Source organism: Herbaspirillum sp. AP02 (genome assembly GCF_015767275.1).
Taxonomy (GTDB): domain Bacteria; phylum Pseudomonadota; class Gammaproteobacteria; order Burkholderiales; family Burkholderiaceae_D; genus Herbaspirillum.
This window is the reverse complement of record NZ_JADWMY010000008.1, coordinates 107,959-127,838: the sequence shown is the minus strand read 5'-3', so window position 1 is coordinate 127,838 and position 19,880 is coordinate 107,959. Positions and strand designations below refer to the sequence as shown.

The window sequence follows — 19,880 nt, the reverse complement described above, 5'->3', positions numbered from 1 at the left end:
GAATCAGGCCGACAGACGGAACACCGTCACCAGTTGCGCCAGTTGGGCCGCCTGGTCCTGCATGGAGGCCGCCGCTGCTGCGGCCTCCTCCACCAGCGCGGCATTCTGCTGGGTCACCTGGTCCATCTGCGTGATGGCGCGATTGACTTCCTCGATGCCGGCACTCTGCTCGCGACTGGCGGCACTGATCTCGGCCACCACGTCGGCCACATGGCGCACGCTGGTGACGATTTCCTGCATGGTGCGACCGGCCTGTTCGACCAGATGCGAACCGTTGTCCACCTTGCCGACCGAATCCTCGATCAGGCCCTTGATTTCCTTGGCGGCCTGGGCGCTGCGCTGGGCCAGGTTGCGCACTTCCGAGGCCACCACCGCAAACCCGCGCCCCTGCTCGCCAGCCCGCGCCGCTTCCACCGCGGCGTTCAGGGCCAGGATGTTGGTCTGGAAGGCGATGCCGTCGATCACGCCGATGATGTCGGCGATCTTGGTGGAGGCGCTGTTGATGTCGGCCATGGTGCCGACCACCTGCTCGATCACCTTGCCGCCATCGGCCGCGACACCAGAGGCGGTGATCGCCAGCTGATTGGCCTGGCTGGCATTGTCGGCGTTCTGGCGCACGATGGAGGTGAGTTCCTCCATGGAAGAGGCTGTCTCTTCCAGCGCACTGGCCTGTTGCTCGGTGCGCGACGACAGATCGAGGTTGCCGGCGGCGATTTCGCCGGAGGCAGTGGTGATGGTGTCGGTCCCCTGGCGCACGCCGTGGACGATACCCGAGAGGCTGCGCCGCATGGTTTCGATGGAATGCAGCAGGCTGTGCCGGTCGTTGCCCTTCAGCGCCACCGCGGTGGACAGGTCACCCTGCGCGATCTGTTCCACGATCGCCACCGCCCGTGCTGGCTCGCCACCCAACTGGCGCAGGATGGAGCGCAAGATGAAGGCGGCCATGGTGGCAATGGCGCCCATGAGTACCGCTCCCAGCAACAGCAGGACCAGGGCATTGCGATAGAAGGCCTGGTTGATGTCGTCGATGTAGGCACCAAAGCCGATGGTCCAGTCCCACGGGGCGAAGCGGGTCACCGCATACAGCTTCTGCACCTTCTCCGTGGTATTGGGACGCGTGCCTTCGGCGATGAGCAGGCCGATTTCCTTGCCTTGCAGGGCGGCACGGTAACGGTCGCCATCTTCCTTGGCGGTCTTGTCCTGGATGCCCACGCGCTTGGGATTGGGATGCACGTAGTTGAAGTCGTCACTGTAGCCACGCACGAAGTAGTAGTTCTGCTCCTTGGCAAAACTGCCGATGACCATCTTGGCCTGGGCCTGGGCCTGCTCGCGGGTGAGCTTGCCGGCCTGTTCCTGGGCCTGCGCCTTTTCGGCAGCGGCCTTGGCCAGGATCACCAGCAAGGACAGTTGCGCCTCGCGTTCTTCCATCATGGTGCGCCTGAGCGTGGTCAGCGAGACCGCAGCGATCACCAGGATGCCAATCAGGGTGGTGGCACACAGCCAGATGATTTTGGTACGCAGCTTCAAGGGGCCTCTCCGTCTCTTGGATAAATGGCAAGCTCGCACTGCCCCGTTCTGTGACGAGGTCTGCGTATGAGCATTGATGTGAATGCGGACGTCGTCGCATCCTGCCTGGGGTGGCAGCGACTACGCTGGTGTCAATGTAACCCTGCAACGACGGCGGCCTTGGGCGGAACAAAGCCGTTTTCCGGCGTCAAACCGGATTTTCATGCCACCTGCAGCCGATACGGCTCTATCGCGGCCGCACCGGCTCGTCCTGGCTGGCGGGATCGATGCGCAGGTCGGTCTCGAAGCTCTGCAAGATGGCGCGCAACTCGCCGCGCTTTTGCATCGACTCCAGTTGCGCATTGATACGTGGCAGGTATTTCACGCAGGGGCTGGCCTTGCTCATGGCGATGTAGTTGTCGGTCTCGCTGACGAAGGGTCGTAGCGGCATGAAGTTCCCGGCCTGGCCGGTCTGGTTCAGGTAGATCATGCCGCTGTAGTAGCCGGTAATGAGGTAGTCGATGCGGCCCGAGTCGAGCTTGCTGAAATTCATGTAAACCTTTTGCGCGGTCTCGATGATGAGGTTGTCGCGCATGAACTCGTCGAAGCCGCCACCGAACTGATTGCCTAGCGTGATGGCGCCGCGCTTGCCGATCAGGTCTTTCCAGCCGGCGAAGGGGAAGCGGTTGCCGCGTGCCACGAACACGGCGATCGGGTTGCGGAACAGGGGCACCGAGGCATAGGCCAGGTATTGCTGACGTTCGGGTGTGTTCTTGAGTGAGGTGACCATGGAGACTTCGCCACTCTCGGCTTCCCTCAGTACGCGATGGAAGGGTCCGACATAGCGGACCTCATAAGGAATGTTCAGCGCACTGAGCGCGCGGGTGGCGATCTCGATGCTTGCGCCGGTCAGGCGCTTGCCGTCGTACCAATGCAAAGGTGCGTAATCCGAATCGGCCGAGATGACGACCTTCGTACATTCGGCGGACTGGACCGCCGACGGCACGGATGCCACGGTCATGGCCACAGTCGCCAGTAGCACCGCTGGCAGGAAATTATCCATGTTGTCCCCCTTCCTTGCATCATCATGACGTCCTCCGTAGCGGCGTCATTGGCTGGTGTGATCGGGTCAGCATAACCCGATTGCGGGGCGCGCCGACATGATTTTCATCACGGAAGTGTGTGCGGCGATTATTTTGCGACAGCCCTCGCGGTCGACTGCCGTCGTCTTGTTGCAGATCAGATCCTGCACCGCACCAGATCTGGGCACGGATACGTTTTGTAACGAATCGACTCCATCGTGTCAGCCTCTTCGCTGACAATCATTCGGGCTGCCTCCGATCCATGCCGGTGCGGCGGCATGGCACCGAACCCCGCTGCCCTGCGAGGATTGCGCTCGATGAGCTTTGACCGTCGAGATTTCCTGCCTGCTGCGCCCGGCAACAAGCATGCGCATCATGCCCCGGCCCGACTGTCGGACACGCGGGAAACGTCTGACAACAACATGCTGGGCTTTCCGACTGTTGGCGCGGCCGCGGCTTCCTATGATGAAGCCAAGTTTTCCGCAAACGCCAACGGCCTCGGGAAAACGATTCTTCCGGACTGACTGCCCGCGCAACCTGGCATCGCCTGGCGCATCACTTGCCCACGGGCAGCAAGCAATGATCAACCAAGGATAAAGGAGAACAGCCATGACCAAGACCTTCCTCACCGCCGCCGTGCTGGCCGCCGCTACCTTCGCCACCGGTGCCTATGCCCAATCCTATGACCAGGGTGGCAGCGGCATGCAGGGCAGGCCACAACAGCAGTACGATGCCTCGTCGTCGTCGTCGTCTTCTTCGCCGCAGTACTACAACTACCAGGGCCAACAAACCAGCTCCCCCGCTGGCCTGCAGGAAAGTGGTCAGAACGGACAGTATGTGGACCCCAAGGGCTATGAAGTCCCCAATGGTCGTCCCAACAACTATGCACGCGAATTGAAGGATGGCCCGATGGGCACTTCCCCCGGCGCCTGATCCTCTATCGTCAGTGCAGAGCAGCGATACCTTGCGGGGTGTTCGGGTGAAAATGCATCAAACCGCAGGAGAAGCTCCGGTCACGCGCCGGGGCTTTTTTCATCTGCAAGGCAAATCAAGGGATTGCAGCCAGCGATCTTCCTAAACGGGCCTTCAGCCATCACAAGCCCCTACAAGGCTGGTGTCAGGTGGTTCCTCGCACCACCACCTCGAATCCGACGTCGATGATGCGCTGCTTGGGTTCCTTCCCCGCAATTTTCTGAAGCAAGGCATCGGCCGCCAGCTCACCGATAGCCTGGCGGTCTACCTTGACGGTGGTGAGGGCGGGATGGGTGTGCGCAGCAAAATCAAAATCACCGAATCCGATGACCCCGAGTTGATCCGGGACGCGCATGCCACGCGCAAATGATTCGGTAAGGACACCATGTGCGAGCGGATCACTGCCGCAAGCGATGGCGTCGAACTGCTGCCCCTGGGCCAGCAGTTCGGCCAGCCCCTCCCGTCCATGCTGCAAGGTCGCGGGCGAGGGGCTGAGGATGGTCGCCACCGCCGTCATGCCATGGCTCTGCAATTTCTCGTTGAAAGCAATGCGTCTGCGGGTCGAGCGATCATCATCCAACCACAGCATTGCAATATGCCGGTAGCCACGTTCCAACAGATGCGTCGCCATCGCTTCACCCACTTTTTCATGTGAGAAGCCAACCACCATGTCGATGGGAGAGAGCGATTGATCCCAGATCTCGACAACCGGGGTTCCGGTAGAAAGGAGCTTCTGCCGGATCTCGGGAGCATGCCGGATCCCGGTCAGGACGATGCCATCCGGACGCCGGCTGAGAATGGCCGACATCAGTTCTTCTTCACGGGTGTTGTGGTAGCCGGAGAGGCCCAGCAACAGCTGGTAGTTCGCCCGCCACAAACGGGAGGACAAGGCCTGGATGGTCTCGACGAATATCGAATTGGAAATCTGGGGCACGACGGCAGCGATCAGGCGGGTCTTTCTCCCCGTCAAGGCGCCCGCAAGCTGATTGGGGATGTAGCCCGTCACTCTGACGGCCCGCTGCACCACCTCAACTGTGTGCGGCTTCACCAGTTCCGGCCTGTGAATAGCGCGGGAGACGGTAATCGGAGAGACGCCAGCCACCCGTGCGACGTCCTTGAGCGTCACGTTGTTTGACAACATGGAAAGCGAACCGCCCTGCACAGGCAGTTCTTCAGTGGAGGGCGGTGATGGGGACTCGGTGTGTTTCATCGTGCAGGAGGAAGTAGGCTCAGCGCCGGTGGACGCGGCTGCCTATGATAGCGCAATCAAAAATGAGTTGACCACGGCGAAGCGTGACGCCTAAAATGATTGCGCAATCATTACATTGCTTTCTCTTCACCTCATCTCCGACGAGGCGCCAAGTGCCATTCGGCTTCATGCCGGAATTACCCTGCAGCAAACCCGGCGGCACGAGGGAACCCAGGCTGAGTAAAGGAAACTTTACAATGCGCCGCTCTGCCCACCCCGGCAGCGGCAACCTGAGTCGGCAGCTTTGCCCCGCGGTAGATGATAACGCCCCATTCAGAATGCTTCTTTTCATGCAAATACCGTTTTCACGCCTAAAAATGATTGCGCAATCATTTATGACGTAATCCCGGTCCAACCTCAAAAACTATTCAAAGGAGACAACATGCAATCTGGAGTGCCATCCACCGACAAACGGACGAAGGTCCGTTATCTCATCCTTGCCATGATTTTTATCGTGACGGTGTTCAACTACGTCGACCGTGCCACGCTGTCGATCGCGGCCCCGGCGATGCGCAAGGATCTTGGCTTCGATGCCGTTACGATGGGGATCGCCTTCTCTGCGTTCGGCTGGGCCTATACGATCATGCAGATCCCGGGCGGCATCCTGTTGGACCGGATCGGCTCACGCGTTCTGTATGGCCTCAGCCTGATCATCTGGTCCATATTCACCTTCCTGCAGGGATACGTGGACCTGTTCTCGTCAGCCTTCCTGGTGCTGTTCACGCTACGTTTCCTGATGGGGATCGCAGAGGCGCCTGCGTTCCCGGCCAACAACCGGCTCACGGTGATGTGGTTTCCCAAGCACGAGAGGGGACTGGCAACTGCGGTGTTCCAGTCCGCGCAGTACTTTGCCCTGGCGGCATTCACACCCATCATGACCTGGACCCTCAGCACCTGGGGCTGGCATCACATCTTCTTTGTCACCGGTGCCGCTGGTATCGGTCTGGGCGTCATCTGGTTCGCCGTGGTCCAGGAACCGAAGAAACACAAACTCACCAACCAGGCCGAGATCGCGTACATCGAACAAGGTGGCGGCATGCCAACGATCGGTGATGTGAAGACGCCGTTCTCCTGGGCCAATATCAAGTCGATCTCCGCCAACCGCATGATGGTCGGTATCTATCTGGGCCAGTTCTGCCTGACCTCCATCACCTGGTTTTTCCTGACCTGGTTCCCGACCTACTTGATGGAAGCCAAAGGCATGTCGATCCTGAAGGTCGGGCTGGTGGCGGCGATTCCGCCCTTGGCGGGCTTCATCGGGGGCATGGTGGGCGGTATCTGGTCGGACTGGATGATCCGTCGTGGCTATAGCCTGACCGCAGCACGCAAGACACCGATCATCATTGGCCTGTTCGCCTCGTGCTCGATCATCGTGGCCAACTACGTCTCTTCGGTCCCGATCGTGATCGCCGTCATGTCACTGGCATTTTTTGCCAAAGGTGTCGGCAACCTCGGCTGGTGCATCGTCGGCGATGTGTCGCCGAAGGAATCCATGGGAATCGCCGGCGGGATGTTCAACCTGTTTGGCAACCTCGCCAGCATCGTGACGCCCATCGCGATCGGTTATTTCGTCAAGACCACCGGATCGTTCGACGCAGCGCTGACCTACGTTGGCGTGGTGGCGGCAATCGGCGCCTGCTCGTATCTCTTCATCGTGGGCAAGCTGGAACGTCTGGATGCCGATGACCAGGGCACGCCATCCGCCCAGGCATCGGCGAACGGCGTGAATCAACGCGCCTGATATCCCTCCCCCCTTTTTTAGTCACTTCCCGTATGGAGCAGCAAATGAATACCAGCGCACATCAAGCTTCGGCCACCGGCGACAAGATCTCGTGGGTCCGAATCTCGTCAACCTACCTGCCCTTGGCCAATCCCATCAGCGACGCCAAGGTGCTGACCGGACGACAGAAGCCGATGACCGAAATCGCCATGTTGTTCGTCGAGATCGAAACCGCGGACGGTCACCAGGGCCTCGGCTTCAGTTACTCCAAACGAGCCGGCGGGCCGGGCCAATTCGCGCATGCAAAGGAGATCGCACCGACCATCCTGGGTGAAGACCCGAATGACATCGGCAAGATCTGGGACAAGCTGTGCTGGGCAGGCGCTTCAGTGGGCCGTAGCGGTCTGTCGACACAGGCCATCGGTGCCTTTGACGTGGCGCTGTGGGACATGAAGGCCAAGCGCGCCGGCCTCTCGCTGGCAAAGCTGCTGGGTTCGCATCGCGACTCGGTGCGCTGCTACAACACCAGCGGCGGCTTCCTGCATACGCCCCTGGAGCAGTTGCTGGTCAATACCACGGCGTCGCGCGAAAAGGGCATCGGCGGCATCAAGCTCAAGGTCGGCCAGCCCGACTGCGCGATCGATATCAAGCGTGTCGAAACCGTCCGCGAGCACTTGGGGGATTTCCCGTTGATGGTGGATGCCAACCAGCAATGGGATCGTCCAACGGCGCAGCGCATGTGCCGTATCTTCGAGAAATTCAACCTGATCTGGATCGAAGAACCGCTCGATTGTTATGACTACGAGGGTCACGCCGCACTGGCAGCTCAGTTCGACACACCCATCGCCACCGGAGAAATGCTCACCAGCGCTGCCGAACATGGCGAGCTGATCCGGCATCGCGCTGCAGACTACCTCATGCCGGACGGCCCGCGCGTTGGCGGCATTACGCCCTTCCTCAAGGTGGCCGGCCTGGCCAGCCACGCCGGACTGATGTTGGCACCGCACTTTGCGATGGAACTTCATGTGCATCTGGCCGCGGCCTATCCGACCGAGCCCTGGGTGGAACATTTCGAATGGCTGGAACCCCTCTTCAACGAAAGACTGGAACTGAAGGAGGGCCGGATGCTGGTTCCTACCCGTCCAGGTCTCGGACTGACCTTGACCGAGCAGGCGCGAGCCTGGACGCGCGAAACCGTCGAGATCGGCAAGCGCACCTGATCGCCATACCCTCACCCGCGCAGCGGGCCGGGCCGTCATGCCGTAGAATCGCGCATCTGCCGGCGCCGCTCCCGCGCGCCGGGCGCACCCTGGTCCGCTCATGCATCCTCAAGAAATCGGCCGCGGCATCGGCTTGTCCGTGCTGGCGTCCGCCCTGTTCGCCTTCCTCTCCGGTTATACCCGTCTGCTGGCACCGCTGGACGGCACCGAGATCTTTGCCTGGCGTATCCTCGGCACCCTGCTGACCGTGATCGGCCTGCTGGCCTGGCGCGGCGAGCTGCCGCGGCTGCGGGCGGCCGTGGTGCAGTTGCTGGGCCGTCCCGCCGCCTGTCTGGTGACACTGGCGATGGCGGCCTTGCTGGCCCTGCAGCAATGGCTGTTCCTGTGGGGGTCGGTGAACGGTCGCGCGCTGGAGGTCTCGCTAGGCTACTTCATGCTGCCGCTATCGATGGTGCTGGTGGGACGCTTCTACTACGGCGAGAAGATGAACCTGCTGCAGCGCCTGGCGGTACTGTGCGCGTGCATCGGCGTTGCGCACGAACTGTGGATGACGCGTGCCTTTTCCTGGCCGACGCTGGCCGTGGCGCTCGGCTATCCGCCCTACTTCATCCTGCGCCGGCGCATCAAGCTGGATTCGCTGTTGATCTTTGCGGTGGAGCTGATGGTGCTGGCACTGCCGTCCCTGGTCGCCGTGCTCATGAGCGCCTCCCTGGCTGCCACCGTGCGGACCCCGTCCATGTGGCTGCTGATCCCGGGGCTGGGCGTGATCAGCATGATCGCCCTGACCAGCTATCTGCGCGCCGGCAAACTGCTGCCGATGGGCCTGTTCGGCATCCTGGGCTACGTGGAACCGGTGTTGCTGGTGCTGGTGGCCATGGCGGTGCTGGGCGAGTCACTGCACCTCTCACAGCTTGGGACCTATGGGCCGATCTGGCTCTCGGTACTGCTGACGGCCTTGCATAGCATCCGGCTGATGCGCCGTCCCGCCGCCCTGCCCTCCAGCCGTTGAATTGAGGGCGTTTTCGTGGACTGATCGCGGCCCGGTGCGCCGCGCCTTCTCCTTATACTGCTCAAAACGGCCTCCCCTGCACGGGGAAAGTGCCGCCGGGAGGGGAGAGACTTTACATGCGGCCCATATTGGCAAAGGCGGGACGGGTTGCGCGCCATTCGGTGGCGCGCCGGGCGCGACTTTTCGTGATCCTGACCTGCATTGCCATCGCCGCCGGCCATACCTGGCAAAGCCTGAGCGCCCGTCTGGCGCAGGTGGACAACACCCGCATCTATTCCGGCAATATCGCCAAGGCACTGGCGCGTCATGCCTATGACGTGTTCCAGGCCACCCATGGCTCCCTGATCAACATCAGCGATCGCATCTATGAAGCCGGCGTGGACCCCGCCCGCACCCGGGGCATGTCGCCCCTGCTGCACCAGCTATCCAAGGAAATGCCGCAACTGGACGGGCTGTACATCTACGATGCGGCCGGCAATCGCATGGCCAGCTCCTCTACGCCAAGAGCGGCCGATGCCAACAATGCCGACCGCGAGTACTTCATCTATCATCGCGACCACGAGGACACCGAGCCCCGCATCAGTCCGACGCTGGTCAGCCGCAGCACCGGCAATTGGGTCATTCCCATGTCGCGCCGCCTCAACCATCCCGACGGCAGCTTTGCCGGCGTTCTGCTGGCGACCTTGCGGGTGGATCACTTCAACGCGCTGTACCAGACGGTGGACATCGGCAAAAGCAGTTCCATCCTGCTGGTGCTGCGCCCGGGCACAGTCCTCACGCGCCAGCCCTTCGAGTCCGACTACATCGGTCGCGACATCACCGCAGATGCCGGCATCCGCCAGTTGCTGGACGGCCGGGCCAGCGGCCACGCGGAAATCCTCTCGCCACTGGACGATACCTATCGCTACCTGTCCTACCAGTCGGTGCAGGCCTTCCCACTGGTCGTGACAGTCACCATCGCGCGCGATGAAGCCCTGGCCGACTGGCGCCAGCAGACCATCGTCTACGGCGCCGCCGTATCGCTGCTGCTGATCATCATCGCCATGTTCGGTTGGCGCCTGATCGGCCAGATCGAACTGCGCCTGGTCGCCGAAGACCGCGCCCTGCAGGTCATGGGCGAACTGAGGCTGGCCAACAAGCAACTGGAACTGCTGGCCCATCAGGATGGCCTGACCACCCTGGCCAACCGGCGCCATCTGGACATGGTGCTGGAAGCCGAATTCCGGCGTGCCACGCGCAGTGGCGCGGCACTGTCGCTGGTGATGATCGATGTCGATTTCTTCAAACAATACAACGACCTGTATGGCCATCAGGCCGGCGACGAATGCCTGCGCCGCATCGCCCTGGTCTTGAAGGAGCGGCAGCGCCGGCCGGGCGATCTGGCGGCGCGCTATGGCGGTGAGGAAATGGTGATGCTCTTGCCCGATACCGATGCCGAGGGCGCCATGGTGGTAGCCGAAAAGATACGTGGCGGCATCCAGGCGCTGGACCTGGGGCATCGCGGCAATCCGCTGGGCGTGGTGACAGTCAGCGCCGGCGTGTGTGCGCTGGATCTGCTGGAGGGCGCATCGCGCTCGGTGGAAGAACTGCTGGGGCGGGCCGACGCCGCGCTCTACGAAGCCAAGCGCGGCGGCCGCAATCAGGTGCGCGTAGCGCAGGCGGGAATACCTGCGCCGGCCCCCGTGTCATCCAGTTGAGGCCGGCTTGGGCGCTTACTGCTGGTGGTAGGAGGTCACGCGGTCGACTTCGTTCTTGGAGCCCAGGAATACCGCCACGCGCTGGTGCAGCTTTTCCGGCTGGATATCCATGATGCGCTGTTGACCATCGGTGGCGGCACCACCGGCCTGCTCGACGATGAAGGCCATCGGATTGGCTTCATACATCAAACGCAGCTTGCCGGGCTTGCCCGGTTCGCGGGCGTCGGCCGGGTACATGAAGATGCCGCCGCGATTGAGGATGCGATGCACGTCGGCCACCATGGAGGCGATCCAGCGCATGTTGAAATCCTTGCCGCGCGGACCGGTGACGCCGGCCAGCATTTCATCCACGTAGCGCTTCACCGGTGGGAACCAGTGACGCTCGTTGGAGGCGTTGATGGCGAATTCCTTGGTGTCTTCAGGAATGCGGATGTCCTTCTGGGTCAGCACCCAGGCGCCCATTTCACGGTCCAGCGTGAAGCAGTGCACGCCGTCGCCGGTGGTCAGCACCAGCACGGTCTGCGGGCCATACACGGCATAGCCGGCGGCGACCTGCTTGGTACCCGGCTGCATGAAGTCCTGTTCGCTCGGTTCAGTCATGCCTTCGGGCGCCTTCAGCACCGAGAAGATGGTGCCGATGGAGACGTTGACGTCGATGTTGGAGGAGCCGTCCAGCGGGTCGAACATCAGCAGGTATTCCCCCTTGGGATAGCGGTTGGGAATACGGTGGATGGTCTCCATTTCCTCGGAGGCCATGGCCGCCAGGTGACCGCCCCATTCATTGGCTTCCAGCAGGATTTCGTTGGAAATCACGTCCAGCTTCTTCTGCACTTCGCCCTGCACGTTCTCGCTACCGGCGCTGCCCAGCACTTCACCCAGCGCACCCTTGCCTACCGCATGCGAGATCGACTTGCAGGCGCGACCGACGACTTCGATCAACAGGCGCAGTTCGGACGGAATCTTGTTGTGCAGGCGCTGCTGCTCGATCAGGTGTTGCGTGAGGCTGATGCGTTTCATGATGGTCTTCCTTGTGGGTGGTTTTATGATTTATGAATGAGGGATATAAAAGATCGTCGAATTATCTTTTCCGGTGATCAATCGGCCAGCGCCTTGGTGATGACTTCGGCCACGTCGCGCGACAGCTTCGGCGTGCCTGCCACCTGTTGCAGCGCCAGGCGCATCTTTTCCTGCAGCGCCGGGGTGTACTTGCGCCAGCGGTCCAGGCTACGCGCCAGGCGCGCCGCGACCTGCGGATTGCTGGCATTGAGGGCGACGACCTGCTCGACCCAGAAGGCATAACCATTGCCGTCCAGGGCATGGAAGGCGGAGGGATTGCCGTTGCAGAAGCTGAAGATCAGGCTGCGGGCACGATTGGGGTTCTTGAGCGTGAACGCCGGGTGTTCGGTCAGGGTGCGCACGGTGTTGACGTCGGCATTGCGGGCCGTGGCCTGCAGGGTGAACCACTTGTCGATGACCAGGGCTTCCTGCTCGAACTCGGCATAGAAGCGCTGCAGTGCCTCGCTCTTGCCGGGCGCGGCGCTGTTGAGGATGGCCGACAGCGAGGCCAGGCGGTCGGTCATGTTGTTGGCCTCCTGCTCCTGTTGCTGGGCCAGGGTCATGGCCTCGTCGTCATCCAGTTCGGCCAGGTAGGACAGGGCTACGTTCTTCAGGGCGCGACGACCGGCGGAGGCAGCGTCCGGGCTGTAGGCACCGGGCGTCTGGTGGGTGCGATAGACGGCCAGCAGCGCATCGCGCAGGTCGCGCGCCAGCGAACGGCGCAGGAACTGGCGCGCCACGTGGATGGCATGCGGGTCGATGACTTCCATCTGCTCGGCGATCATGGTCTCCGAAGGCAGGGTCAGCACCAGTTCGCGGAAGGCCGGGTCCAGCGATTCATCCTGCAGGGTGGCGCGCAGCGCATCGGCCAGGGCACCGTCATGTTCGATATTGTTGAGCACGGTATCGACCGCCACCACATGGCCCGACTGGCGCGCCGCCTGGACCGCCACGGTGAGGTTCAGCAGGCGCCGGGTCGCCAGGCGCTGGCCGGCTTCCCAGCGGTTGAAGGCGTCGCTGTCATGGGCCATGAGGAAGGCCAGTTCGGCATCGCTATAGTCGTACTGCAACACCACCGGCGCAGAGAAGCCGCGCAATAGCGAGGGCACCGGTTTCTGGTCGACATTGGTGAACCGGAAGCTTTGCTTGGCCTTGGTCAGCTCCAGCACGCGAGTGGTGGCGCCAGCCTTCTTTTCGCCCTCCAGGGTCAGCGGCAGGTCGCGGCCCTGGGCATCCAGCAGGCCGACGGCCACGGGGATGTGGAAGGGCTGTTTCTTCTTCTGGCCGGGGCTGGCCGGGCAGCTTTGTTCCAGCGTCAGGGTCAGAGTCTTGCGCTTGGCATCGTAGTCCGCGCTGGCTTGCAGCAGGGGCGTGCCGGCCTGGCTGTACCAGCGCTCGAACTGGGAGAGGTCGCGGCCATTGGCGTCGGCCATGGCGGCGCGAAAATCATCGCAGGTGACAGCCTGGCCGTCGTGCCGCGCGAAGTACAGGTCCATGCCCTTGCGGAAGCCCTCGCGGCCCAGCAGGGTCTGGTACATGCGTACCACCTCAGCGCCCTTTTCATAGACGGTGACGGTGTAGAAATTGTTGATTTCCACGTAGGAGTCGGGACGCACCGGATGCGCCATGGGGCCGGCGTCTTCCGGGAACTGGGCCTGGCGCAGCACGCGCACGTCATCGATGCGCTTGACGGCGCGGCCGCTGTCGCTGCCGATCATGTCGGCCGAGAATTCCTGGTCACGGAAGACGGTCAGGCCTTCCTTCAGCGAGAGCTGGAACCAGTCGCGGCAGGTCACGCGATTGCCGGTCCAGTTGTGGAAGTACTCATGGCCGACCACCGCTTCGATATTGGCGAAATCCACATCGGTGGCGATGCGCGGGTTGGCCAGAACGAACTTGGTGTTGAAGATGTTCAAGCCCTTGTTTTCCATGGCGCCCATGTTGAAGTCGCCCACCGCCACGATCATGAAGCGGTCCAGATCGAGGTCCAGGCCGAAGCGTTCGACGTCCCAGTCGATGCTGTTCTTGAGCGATTCCATGGCGTGCTGGGTCTTGTCCAGGTTGCCCTCCTCCACCCACACCTGCAGCAGCGCATCGCGGCCGGAATGCAGGCGGACGGTTTCCTCCTGGCAGACCAACTGGCCGGCGACCAGGGCGAACAGGTAGGACGGTTTCTTGAACGGGTCTTCCCACTTGGCATAGTGACGGCCATCGGGCAGCTCGCCCTCTTCGATCAGGTTGCCATTGGACAGCAGCACCGGATAACGTGCCTTGTCGCCGCGCAGCATGACGGTGAACCTGGCCATCACATCCGGGCGGTCGGGGAAATAGGTGATCTTGCGGAAACCTTCGGCTTCACATTGGGTGAAGAAATTGCCATTGGACACATACAGGCCCATGAGCGAGGTATTGCGGTCCGGGTGGATCAGGGTCTCGATTTCCAGTTCCACGCTGGCCGGCGCGGCGGGGATGGTCAGCACGCCGGCGGCGATATGGAAATCGCCCTTGGCTTGCGAGAGTGCCTTGCCGTTCAGGCGCAGGGCCACCAGTTCCAGCTCCTCGCCGAAGAGCACGAGTTCGCGGCCCTTGGCGGCCGGGTTGCGGGTCATCGTGATGCGGGTGGCCACCCGGGTATCGGCGGGATCGAGGTCGAAGCCCATCTCGACGGTGTCGGCCAGATAGTTGGGAGCGGCGTAGTCTTTACGGTAGATCGTCTGAGGCGTATCGGTGCGCATGGAGGCCTGTCCAGAGTGGAAATGGAGATAATGGAGATGAGGTGAGATGAAGGCGACGACAGTCGCAATCTAAATCAGGTGCAGCAAAAACCCGATTTTACCAATCATCCCGCACCACGCGGATGGTATCGGGCTGAAAACGGCTTGAAAATCGGGGGGCGTCCGGTGAAAGACCGCCGGTGGCGGTCATGGTTCGCCACGGCAGCGCGGCGGCACTACAATAGCGGCCGTAGCGCACGCCCCAGGATGGGGCAGCGCTGCACGGGAAACGGCCGGGATAGAAAGCCCTGGCCCCTTGTCCTACTGCTTCCCCGCGGCCCTTGATCCTTGGTCCGCAAAAAGCCCAGCCATCCGCCCGGCGCCTGGCCTTTTCGACTGGAGTATCTTCATGAAACGCTGGCTTTATACCATCTTCGCAGCGACCAGCCTGCTGCTGTCCGGCTGCGCCTCGGTGATCGAGAGCAATGTCACCACTTTCCACGCCTGGTCCCCGGCCGACAATGACAAGGCCTATGCCTTCGCGCCCACCCCGGCGCAGGAAAACGACCTGGAATACCAGAACTACGCCGGCCTGATCCGCCAGGAACTGCAGTTCCTGGGCTTTACCGAAGCGGCCCAACCGAAACAGGCCCAGCTCAACGTCAGCTTCAGCTACGGCATGAATACCGAGCAGGTGGTGGTCAGCCGGCCGGCCTACGATCCCTTCTTCTACGGCCCGGCACCGGGCTGGGGGCGATTCGGGCCACGGCCGTTCGGCTTCTATGGTCCCTATGGTCCATTCTATGATCCGTTCTGGTATGGCGGCCCCATCCAGACCACTAGCTATCCGGTCTTCCTGCGGCGGCTGCAGATCGGCATCAGCAACGTGGCCGATGGCAAGAAACTGTTCGACGTGGTGGTGGACAGCGAAGGTAGTCGCGCCGGCCTGGCGGCAGCCATGCCCTACATGGTGCGCTCGGCCTTCGAAGACTTCCCCGGTCCCAGCGGCGTGACGCGCCGCATCCGCATCAAGGTGGACAAGGACGGGCAGCCGGTCGACTAAGTTTGCTCTGAAGGGGTGGGACGCGACAGCCGCCGCCCCAGTCCCCAGATGCTCAGCAGCAGCAGCACGCCGCCGGCCCACTGGCTGGCGCCCAGTCGCTCGCCCAGCAGCAGCGCGGAGAGCACGACCGCGGTCAGCGGTTCGATCAGGGTGGCCACCGTCAAGGCAGTGGGCGTGAGCCGCGCCGCGCCCCAGCTGAAGACCAGCAAGGCCAGCGCCGCCGTGACCACGCCAAGATACAGGAACCAGGCCTGTGGCGGAATGCCGGCCGGCCACTGCAGGGGGTGCGCCAAGGTCGTCAGGCCCATCACGAGCGCGGCCACCACGGTCAGGCAGGTGGCCGCCTGACCCGCTCCCAGGGCCGACGACAGACGCCCGCTGACCAGCGTGAAGCCGGTGTAGAGCAGCGCCGAGGCCACCGAGCACAGCAGGCCGATGATGAGGTCAGCCTGGCCGGCCTCCCCCACCCCGCCATGGCGGGCGACGATCAGTACGGTGCCGCCCAGGGCGGCGCTCAGGATCACCGCCAGTGACAGATCCAGGCGCTCCTGGCCGCGTACCAGCGCGATCAGGGTAGAAAAGACCGGTGGCAGGCAGAGCGCAATCAGGGTCGGAATCGCCGCGCCGATGCGTTCGATACCGAGGAACCAGCACAGCACGTAACCGGCCATGGTGGCGCCGGCCAGCACCACCGGCAGGAGCAAGGTACGCAAGGTGGGCAGGTGGATGCGGGGGCCGAAGATCAGGCACAGGAAGATCGCGCCGACCGCGAAGCGCCAGAACGAGATATCGCCCGGAGCAAAGCCGTAGCGGGCAATCAGGATATTGACCACCAGGGCGCCGGTCCCCCACAGGAAGCCGGCCGAGCAGGCGGCGATCAGGGCCACACCCGAATACGGAGCAGCGGCAAGCGTGGCGTAGCGGCTAGCAGTCACGGCAGATCCTTGAGGCGGATGGGGCAAGGCCGGTTCGGCCGAAGGCTGCAGTGTAGCGCAAACGCGCCCCGGGCCGGGCGCGGGCTAGTTGATGAAGCGTCCGCCGGCGCCAATGGCGGTGAGGTCGACGAAATCCGAACCACTGTGGTCGGTCGGGGTGAAATGCAGGCTGAAGCCGCCGCCATCGTAGTTGGCCGGGGTGATGCTCTCCAGCGCCCGGATCAGGCCTTCGCGGGTGAGCCCGGGGCCGGCGCGGCGCAGGCCTTCCACCAGGGCGCGGGCGGCGATGTAGCCTTCCAGGCCAGTGAAGTTGCAGTCAATTCCAGGCGTATGGGCCATGGCCCGCTGGTATTCGTAGACGATGCGCAGGCGGGCCTTGTTGGGAAAGGGGACCACCTGGGTAACCTCGGCACCGACGCCGGCATGTTTCAGGCGCGCCGACAATGAGGTGCTGCCGACGAAGGAGTAGTGGGAGAACCCGCCCAGGTAGCCGCCTGCGCGCATGCGGTTGACCATCGCCGCCGCCGGCTGGTAGGACACCACCTGGATCACCACATCGGGACGCGTCCGGGCCAGTTCGGCGGCAGCCTCAGCCACGGCATCGCTGTTGCGTTCGATGCCGGCGCTGCCCACCAGAGTGAGCCCGTAGAGCGGTACGCGCTGGCGCAGGATCTCCAGCAGGCCCTTGCCGAGTTCGTCGTTCTGGTAGAACACCGCCACACGGCGGCGACCGGTACTCTTCAGCTGGCGCAGCAGGAATTCGGTCTCCTGGACGTAGCTGGCCCGTATGTGGAAAAGCAGGCGATTGAAGGGCTGGCGTAGCACCGGCGAGCCAGACAATGGCGCAAACAGCGGTATGCCGGCCTCACGGATGACCGGCAGCGCCGCCAGGACCGTGGGCGTACCGGAGTAGCCGAACAGGGCGAACACCTTGTCGCGCCAGATCAGTTGCTGGGTATTGGCCAGCGCCCGCTCGGGTTCGTAGCGATCGTCCAGGCTCAGCAGCCTGACGCGACGGCCGTAGACGCCGCCACGCGCATTGACCCGGGCGAAATAGCTTTGCGCCCCTTCCTGGAAGTCGCGTCCGAGCTCACCGGCCGGACCGGAAAACGGCGCCGACTGGCCGAGGATGATCTCGGTCGGGCTGACCCCGGGAACGCCATGCGCGCTGGTGAGTGCGCTGGCCCGGGCGATTGCGCTGCCGCCGATATCGGCCGGCGCAGCCGCCTCCGCAGCTGCGCACAGGAACAGGGCCAGGCCCCAGATTCGCCACGGATAGCCGGGTACGCCGCTGTATCGGCCCCGGAGCCATTTCCATCCCATCTCCCACTCCCGTCCAAAAGTTCGCCCCTGACGGCGCCTGCGCGAATATTCGCGCAGGCGCAGAGGCTGCATTTGACGATCAAGAAGGGAGGAAATGCGCTATCAGCGCATAGTTGATGTGATTTATGGATATCTTGCGAGATTCACACCGAAGAATTTCGAGTTCGCTAAGAAAAGTAGGCTTCGCTGGCAAACGTGATGATGACGATCAGCAGTACCGCACAGATCAGCACCGCCAACAGCCGCCCGAACTTCGGCGAGCCGTCGGCACCGCTATCCTGCTCGGGCGGATGATCCATGGGATTGCGGCTGCCGGGATCGTGGCGGGGCTGGTCCATGGCGGCTCCTGGTCGGTGAAATGGCGGGGCAGATGATCAGGGGATCAGAATGGTGGAGCCGGTGGTCTTGCGCCCCTCCAGGTCAGCATGCGCCTGGGCCACGTCCTTCAGGGCATAGCGCTGGTTGATCTCGATGCTGATCTTGTTGCCCTGGACCATGTCGAACAGGTCGCCGGCGGTGGCGTCCAGTTCGGCGCGGGTGGAGGTGTAGTTGCCCAGCGAAGGTCGGGTCAGGAACAGCGAGCCGCGCGAGGCCAGTTCGGACACCCCGAACGGCGCCACCGGCCCGGAGGCGTTGCCGAAACTGACCATCATGCCGCGCGGACGCAGGCAATCCAGCGAGCCGGTGAAGGTGTCCTTGCCGATGGAGTCATAGACCACCTGCACGCCACGCCCGCCAGTGATGTCCTTGACGCGTTCGACGAAGTTCTCGGTCTTGTAGTTGATCACATGGGCCGCCCCGTGCTGCTTGGCCAGGGCCGCCTTCTCGTCGCTGCTGACGGTGCCGATCAGGTTCACGCCCAGGGCGCGCGCCCACTGGCAGGCGATCAGGCCGATGCCGCCGGCGGCGGCGTGGAACAGGATGGTGTCGCCGGGCTGCAGCGCATAGGTCTGGCGCATCAGGTATTGCACGGTCATGCCTTGCAGCATCATGGCGGCGGCGGTGTCAAAGCTGATCGCATCGGGCAGCTTGACCAGGATATCGGCCGGCATCACGCGCTCTTCCGCGTAGGCGCCGTTGGGGCGACCGGCATAGGCCACGCGGTCACCGACCTGGAACCCGGTGACGCCGGCGCCCAGTTCTTCAATGGTACCGGCGCCCTCCTGGCCCAGGCCGGCAGGCAGCGGTTGCGGATAGAGACCGGAGCGGAAATAGCAATCGATGAAGTTCAGGCCGACGGCGGCGTGGCGGATGCGGACCTCGCCCGGCCCGGGCTGACCGACGTCGACGTCGACGTATTCCATCACCTCGGGGCCGCCGGTCTTGCTGATACGGATTGCTTTTGCCATCTGGGTCTCCTTGTTTTTCGGTAAGCGGTATGACTGAAAATTCAGTTCTGGCCGGCCAGTATAGAACGCCTCAGCGCTTCTTGCGCGACAGCAGCCACATGCCGGCCAGCACCAGCGCGGTGCCGACCAGCTGGATACCGGTGATGGGCTCGTCCAGCAGGGCCGCGCCCATGAAGAGCGTGGACACCGGCCCGACCAGCCCGGCCTGCGCGGCCGTGGGCGCACCGATGCGGGCCACCGCCACCATCGTCAGGAACACCGGCAGTACGGTGCAGAACACGGCATTGAAAAGTGAAAGCTGGTACACCGGCGCCACCTGCGTGACCAAGTCTGCTGGCGCCCGCAAGATGAAGAACTGGATCACGCAGGCCACGCTGGAGACGCACATGGCATAGGCCACCAGCCGCATGGCGCCAACCCGGCGCACCAGTTCGCCGGAGGAAATCAGGTAGATCGAATAGCTGAAGGCCGAACCCAGCACCAGGGCGCTGCCGAGGATGACGTCGCTGCCGCCAGTGTGCAGATCATGCTGCAATACCAGCACGGTGCCGAAATAGGACACCAGCAAGGCGGCCCATTCGATCCAGCCGACCTTGCGCTTGAAGAAGAAAAAGGCGATCAGCATCACGAAGGACGGCGTGAGGAAGAGAATCAGCCGTTCCAGCCCGGCGGAAATGTATTGCAGACCGAGGAAGTCGAGGAAGCTCGACAGGTAATAGCCCATCAGCCCCAGCACCACGATGCGCAGGTAATCGGCCCGTGCCAGCGGCGGCTGGGTGCGCGCCTTCCAGACTGCCACGGCGGCGAACATGGGGAAGGAAAAGAGCATGCGCAGCGTGATCACCATGACCGCATCGACGTGGTAGCGGTACATCAGCTTGGCCACGATGGCCTTGGCGGAAAAGAAGATGGCGCCGACGATGGCGAGCAAGAGACCGCCCAGGAAAACCTGGCGCGGCGTGGAATGGGAAGTGGCGGCAGTCAT

17 protein-coding genes are annotated in these 19,880 nt (G+C 63.0%); 7 read left to right on the top strand and 10 right to left on the bottom strand.

Annotation, left to right across the window (positions count from 1 at the left end; genetic code table 11):
- Nucleotides 1-3: 3 nt before the first annotated feature.
- Together I5R65_RS16745 and I5R65_RS16740 are read right to left on the bottom strand one after the other, a co-directional pair.
- Nucleotides 4-1,527, bottom strand: a complete 1,524-nt coding sequence (locus I5R65_RS16745) for a methyl-accepting chemotaxis protein (protein WP_180668982.1) — start codon at nucleotides 1,525-1,527, stop codon at nucleotides 4-6.
- Nucleotides 1,528-1,753: 226 nt separating this feature from the next.
- Nucleotides 1,754-2,569: an ABC transporter substrate-binding protein gene (locus I5R65_RS16740; protein WP_180668981.1), complete on the bottom strand. Its 816-nt coding sequence runs from the start codon at nucleotides 2,567-2,569 to the stop codon at nucleotides 1,754-1,756.
- Nucleotides 2,570-2,905: 336 nt separating this feature from the next.
- Between I5R65_RS16740 and I5R65_RS16735 the strand changes: the two genes are divergently transcribed.
- Nucleotides 2,906-3,112 (top strand): hypothetical protein, encoded by a 207-nt coding sequence (locus tag I5R65_RS16735; RefSeq protein ID WP_180668980.1) that lies wholly within the window; start codon nucleotides 2,906-2,908, stop codon nucleotides 3,110-3,112.
- Between the two features lie 85 nt (nucleotides 3,113-3,197).
- The gene (locus I5R65_RS16730) at nucleotides 3,198-3,521 is read left to right on the top strand and encodes a hypothetical protein (protein WP_180668979.1); all 324 of its coding nucleotides are present in this window, start codon (nucleotides 3,198-3,200) and stop codon (nucleotides 3,519-3,521) included.
- A gap of 184 nt (nucleotides 3,522-3,705) precedes the next feature.
- On the opposite strand, the gene I5R65_RS16725 is transcribed toward I5R65_RS16730, so the two are convergent.
- Nucleotides 3,706-4,770: a LacI family DNA-binding transcriptional regulator gene (locus I5R65_RS16725; RefSeq protein WP_231395207.1), complete on the bottom strand. Its 1,065-nt coding sequence runs from the start codon at nucleotides 4,768-4,770 to the stop codon at nucleotides 3,706-3,708.
- A 421-nt stretch (nucleotides 4,771-5,191) separates the two neighbouring features.
- Here I5R65_RS16725 and I5R65_RS16720 point away from each other — a divergent pair, with 421 nt between their 5' ends.
- The 4 genes from I5R65_RS16720 (at nucleotide 5,192) to I5R65_RS16705 (ending at nucleotide 10,455) form a co-directional block, all read left to right on the top strand.
- Nucleotides 5,192-6,550, top strand: a complete 1,359-nt coding sequence (locus tag I5R65_RS16720) for an MFS transporter (RefSeq protein ID WP_180668978.1) — start codon at nucleotides 5,192-5,194, stop codon at nucleotides 6,548-6,550.
- A 44-nt stretch (nucleotides 6,551-6,594) separates the two neighbouring features.
- The gene (locus I5R65_RS16715; protein ID WP_180668977.1) at nucleotides 6,595-7,749 is read left to right on the top strand and encodes a mandelate racemase/muconate lactonizing enzyme family protein; all 1,155 of its coding nucleotides are present in this window, start codon (nucleotides 6,595-6,597) and stop codon (nucleotides 7,747-7,749) included.
- Between the two features lie 100 nt (nucleotides 7,750-7,849).
- Complete coding sequence (rarD, locus tag I5R65_RS16710) at nucleotides 7,850-8,758, top strand: EamA family transporter RarD (protein ID WP_180668976.1); 909 nt, start codon at nucleotides 7,850-7,852, stop codon at nucleotides 8,756-8,758.
- Between the two features lie 116 nt (nucleotides 8,759-8,874).
- Nucleotides 8,875-10,455 (top strand): sensor domain-containing diguanylate cyclase, encoded by a 1,581-nt coding sequence (locus I5R65_RS16705; protein ID WP_180668975.1) that lies wholly within the window; start codon nucleotides 8,875-8,877, stop codon nucleotides 10,453-10,455.
- A gap of 15 nt (nucleotides 10,456-10,470) precedes the next feature.
- Here I5R65_RS16705 and I5R65_RS16700 read toward each other — a convergent pair whose 3' ends face one another.
- Nucleotides 10,471-11,472 (bottom strand): class 1 fructose-bisphosphatase, encoded by a 1,002-nt coding sequence (locus tag I5R65_RS16700; RefSeq protein WP_180668974.1) that lies wholly within the window; start codon nucleotides 11,470-11,472, stop codon nucleotides 10,471-10,473.
- Between the two features lie 77 nt (nucleotides 11,473-11,549).
- Nucleotides 11,550-14,246 carry an aminopeptidase N gene (pepN, locus tag I5R65_RS16695; protein WP_180668973.1) on the bottom strand — a complete coding sequence of 899 codons (2,697 nt, stop codon included), beginning with the start codon at nucleotides 14,244-14,246 and terminating at the stop codon, nucleotides 11,550-11,552.
- A gap of 388 nt (nucleotides 14,247-14,634) precedes the next feature.
- Between pepN and I5R65_RS16690 the strand changes: the two genes are divergently transcribed.
- A complete protein-coding gene (locus tag I5R65_RS16690; protein ID WP_180668972.1) occupies nucleotides 14,635-15,288 on the top strand; it encodes a DUF4136 domain-containing protein in 654 nt (217 codons plus the stop codon).
- Here I5R65_RS16690 and I5R65_RS16685 read toward each other — a convergent pair.
- The 5 genes from I5R65_RS16685 to I5R65_RS16665 form a co-directional block, all read right to left on the bottom strand.
- On the bottom strand, nucleotides 15,285-16,223 hold the full coding sequence (locus I5R65_RS16685; RefSeq protein ID WP_180668971.1) for a DMT family transporter: 939 nt from the start codon (nucleotides 16,221-16,223) through the stop codon (nucleotides 15,285-15,287). The two genes, I5R65_RS16690 and I5R65_RS16685, sit on opposite strands and share 4 nt — an antisense overlap.
- Nucleotides 16,224-16,307: 84 nt before the next feature.
- Nucleotides 16,308-17,546: an ABC transporter substrate-binding protein gene (locus tag I5R65_RS16680; protein ID WP_180668970.1), complete on the bottom strand. Its 1,239-nt coding sequence runs from the start codon at nucleotides 17,544-17,546 to the stop codon at nucleotides 16,308-16,310.
- 167 nt (nucleotides 17,547-17,713) lie between these two features.
- Nucleotides 17,714-17,884, bottom strand: a complete 171-nt coding sequence (locus tag I5R65_RS16675; protein ID WP_180668969.1) for a hypothetical protein — start codon at nucleotides 17,882-17,884, stop codon at nucleotides 17,714-17,716.
- 36 nt (nucleotides 17,885-17,920) lie between these two features.
- On the bottom strand, nucleotides 17,921-18,895 hold the full coding sequence (locus I5R65_RS16670) for a quinone oxidoreductase (RefSeq protein WP_180668968.1): 975 nt from the start codon (nucleotides 18,893-18,895) through the stop codon (nucleotides 17,921-17,923).
- 70 nt (nucleotides 18,896-18,965) lie between these two features.
- Nucleotides 18,966-19,880, bottom strand: a complete 915-nt coding sequence (locus tag I5R65_RS16665) for a DMT family transporter (RefSeq protein WP_180668967.1) — start codon at nucleotides 19,878-19,880, stop codon at nucleotides 18,966-18,968.

Coding starts and splice junctions, on each gene's coding strand:
- I5R65_RS16670 (WP_180668968.1), bottom strand. CDS start 18,895: ATGGCAAAAGCAATCCGTATCAGCAAGACCGGCGGCCCCGAGGTGATG.
- I5R65_RS16735 (WP_180668980.1), top strand. CDS start 2,906: ATGAGCTTTGACCGTCGAGATTTCCTGCCTGCTGCGCCCGGCAACAAG.
- I5R65_RS16720 (WP_180668978.1), top strand. CDS start 5,192: ATGCAATCTGGAGTGCCATCCACCGACAAACGGACGAAGGTCCGTTAT.
- I5R65_RS16700 (WP_180668974.1), bottom strand. CDS start 11,472: ATGAAACGCATCAGCCTCACGCAACACCTGATCGAGCAGCAGCGCCTG.
- rarD (WP_180668976.1), top strand. CDS start 7,850: ATGCATCCTCAAGAAATCGGCCGCGGCATCGGCTTGTCCGTGCTGGCG.
- I5R65_RS16690 (WP_180668972.1), top strand. CDS start 14,635: ATGAAACGCTGGCTTTATACCATCTTCGCAGCGACCAGCCTGCTGCTG.
- I5R65_RS16665 (WP_180668967.1), bottom strand. CDS start 19,880: ATGACTGCCGCCACTTCCCATTCCACGCCGCGCCAGGTTTTCCTGGGC.
- I5R65_RS16740 (WP_180668981.1), bottom strand. CDS start 2,569: ATGGATAATTTCCTGCCAGCGGTGCTACTGGCGACTGTGGCCATGACC.
- I5R65_RS16725 (WP_231395207.1), bottom strand. CDS start 4,770: ATGAAACACACCGAGTCCCCATCACCGCCCTCCACTGAAGAACTGCCT.
- I5R65_RS16730 (WP_180668979.1), top strand. CDS start 3,198: ATGACCAAGACCTTCCTCACCGCCGCCGTGCTGGCCGCCGCTACCTTC.
- I5R65_RS16680 (WP_180668970.1), bottom strand. CDS start 17,546: ATGGGATGGAAATGGCTCCGGGGCCGATACAGCGGCGTACCCGGCTAT.
- I5R65_RS16675 (WP_180668969.1), bottom strand. CDS start 17,884: ATGGACCAGCCCCGCCACGATCCCGGCAGCCGCAATCCCATGGATCAT.
- pepN (WP_180668973.1), bottom strand. CDS start 14,246: ATGCGCACCGATACGCCTCAGACGATCTACCGTAAAGACTACGCCGCT.
- I5R65_RS16715 (WP_180668977.1), top strand. CDS start 6,595: ATGAATACCAGCGCACATCAAGCTTCGGCCACCGGCGACAAGATCTCG.
- I5R65_RS16705 (WP_180668975.1), top strand. CDS start 8,875: ATGCGGCCCATATTGGCAAAGGCGGGACGGGTTGCGCGCCATTCGGTG.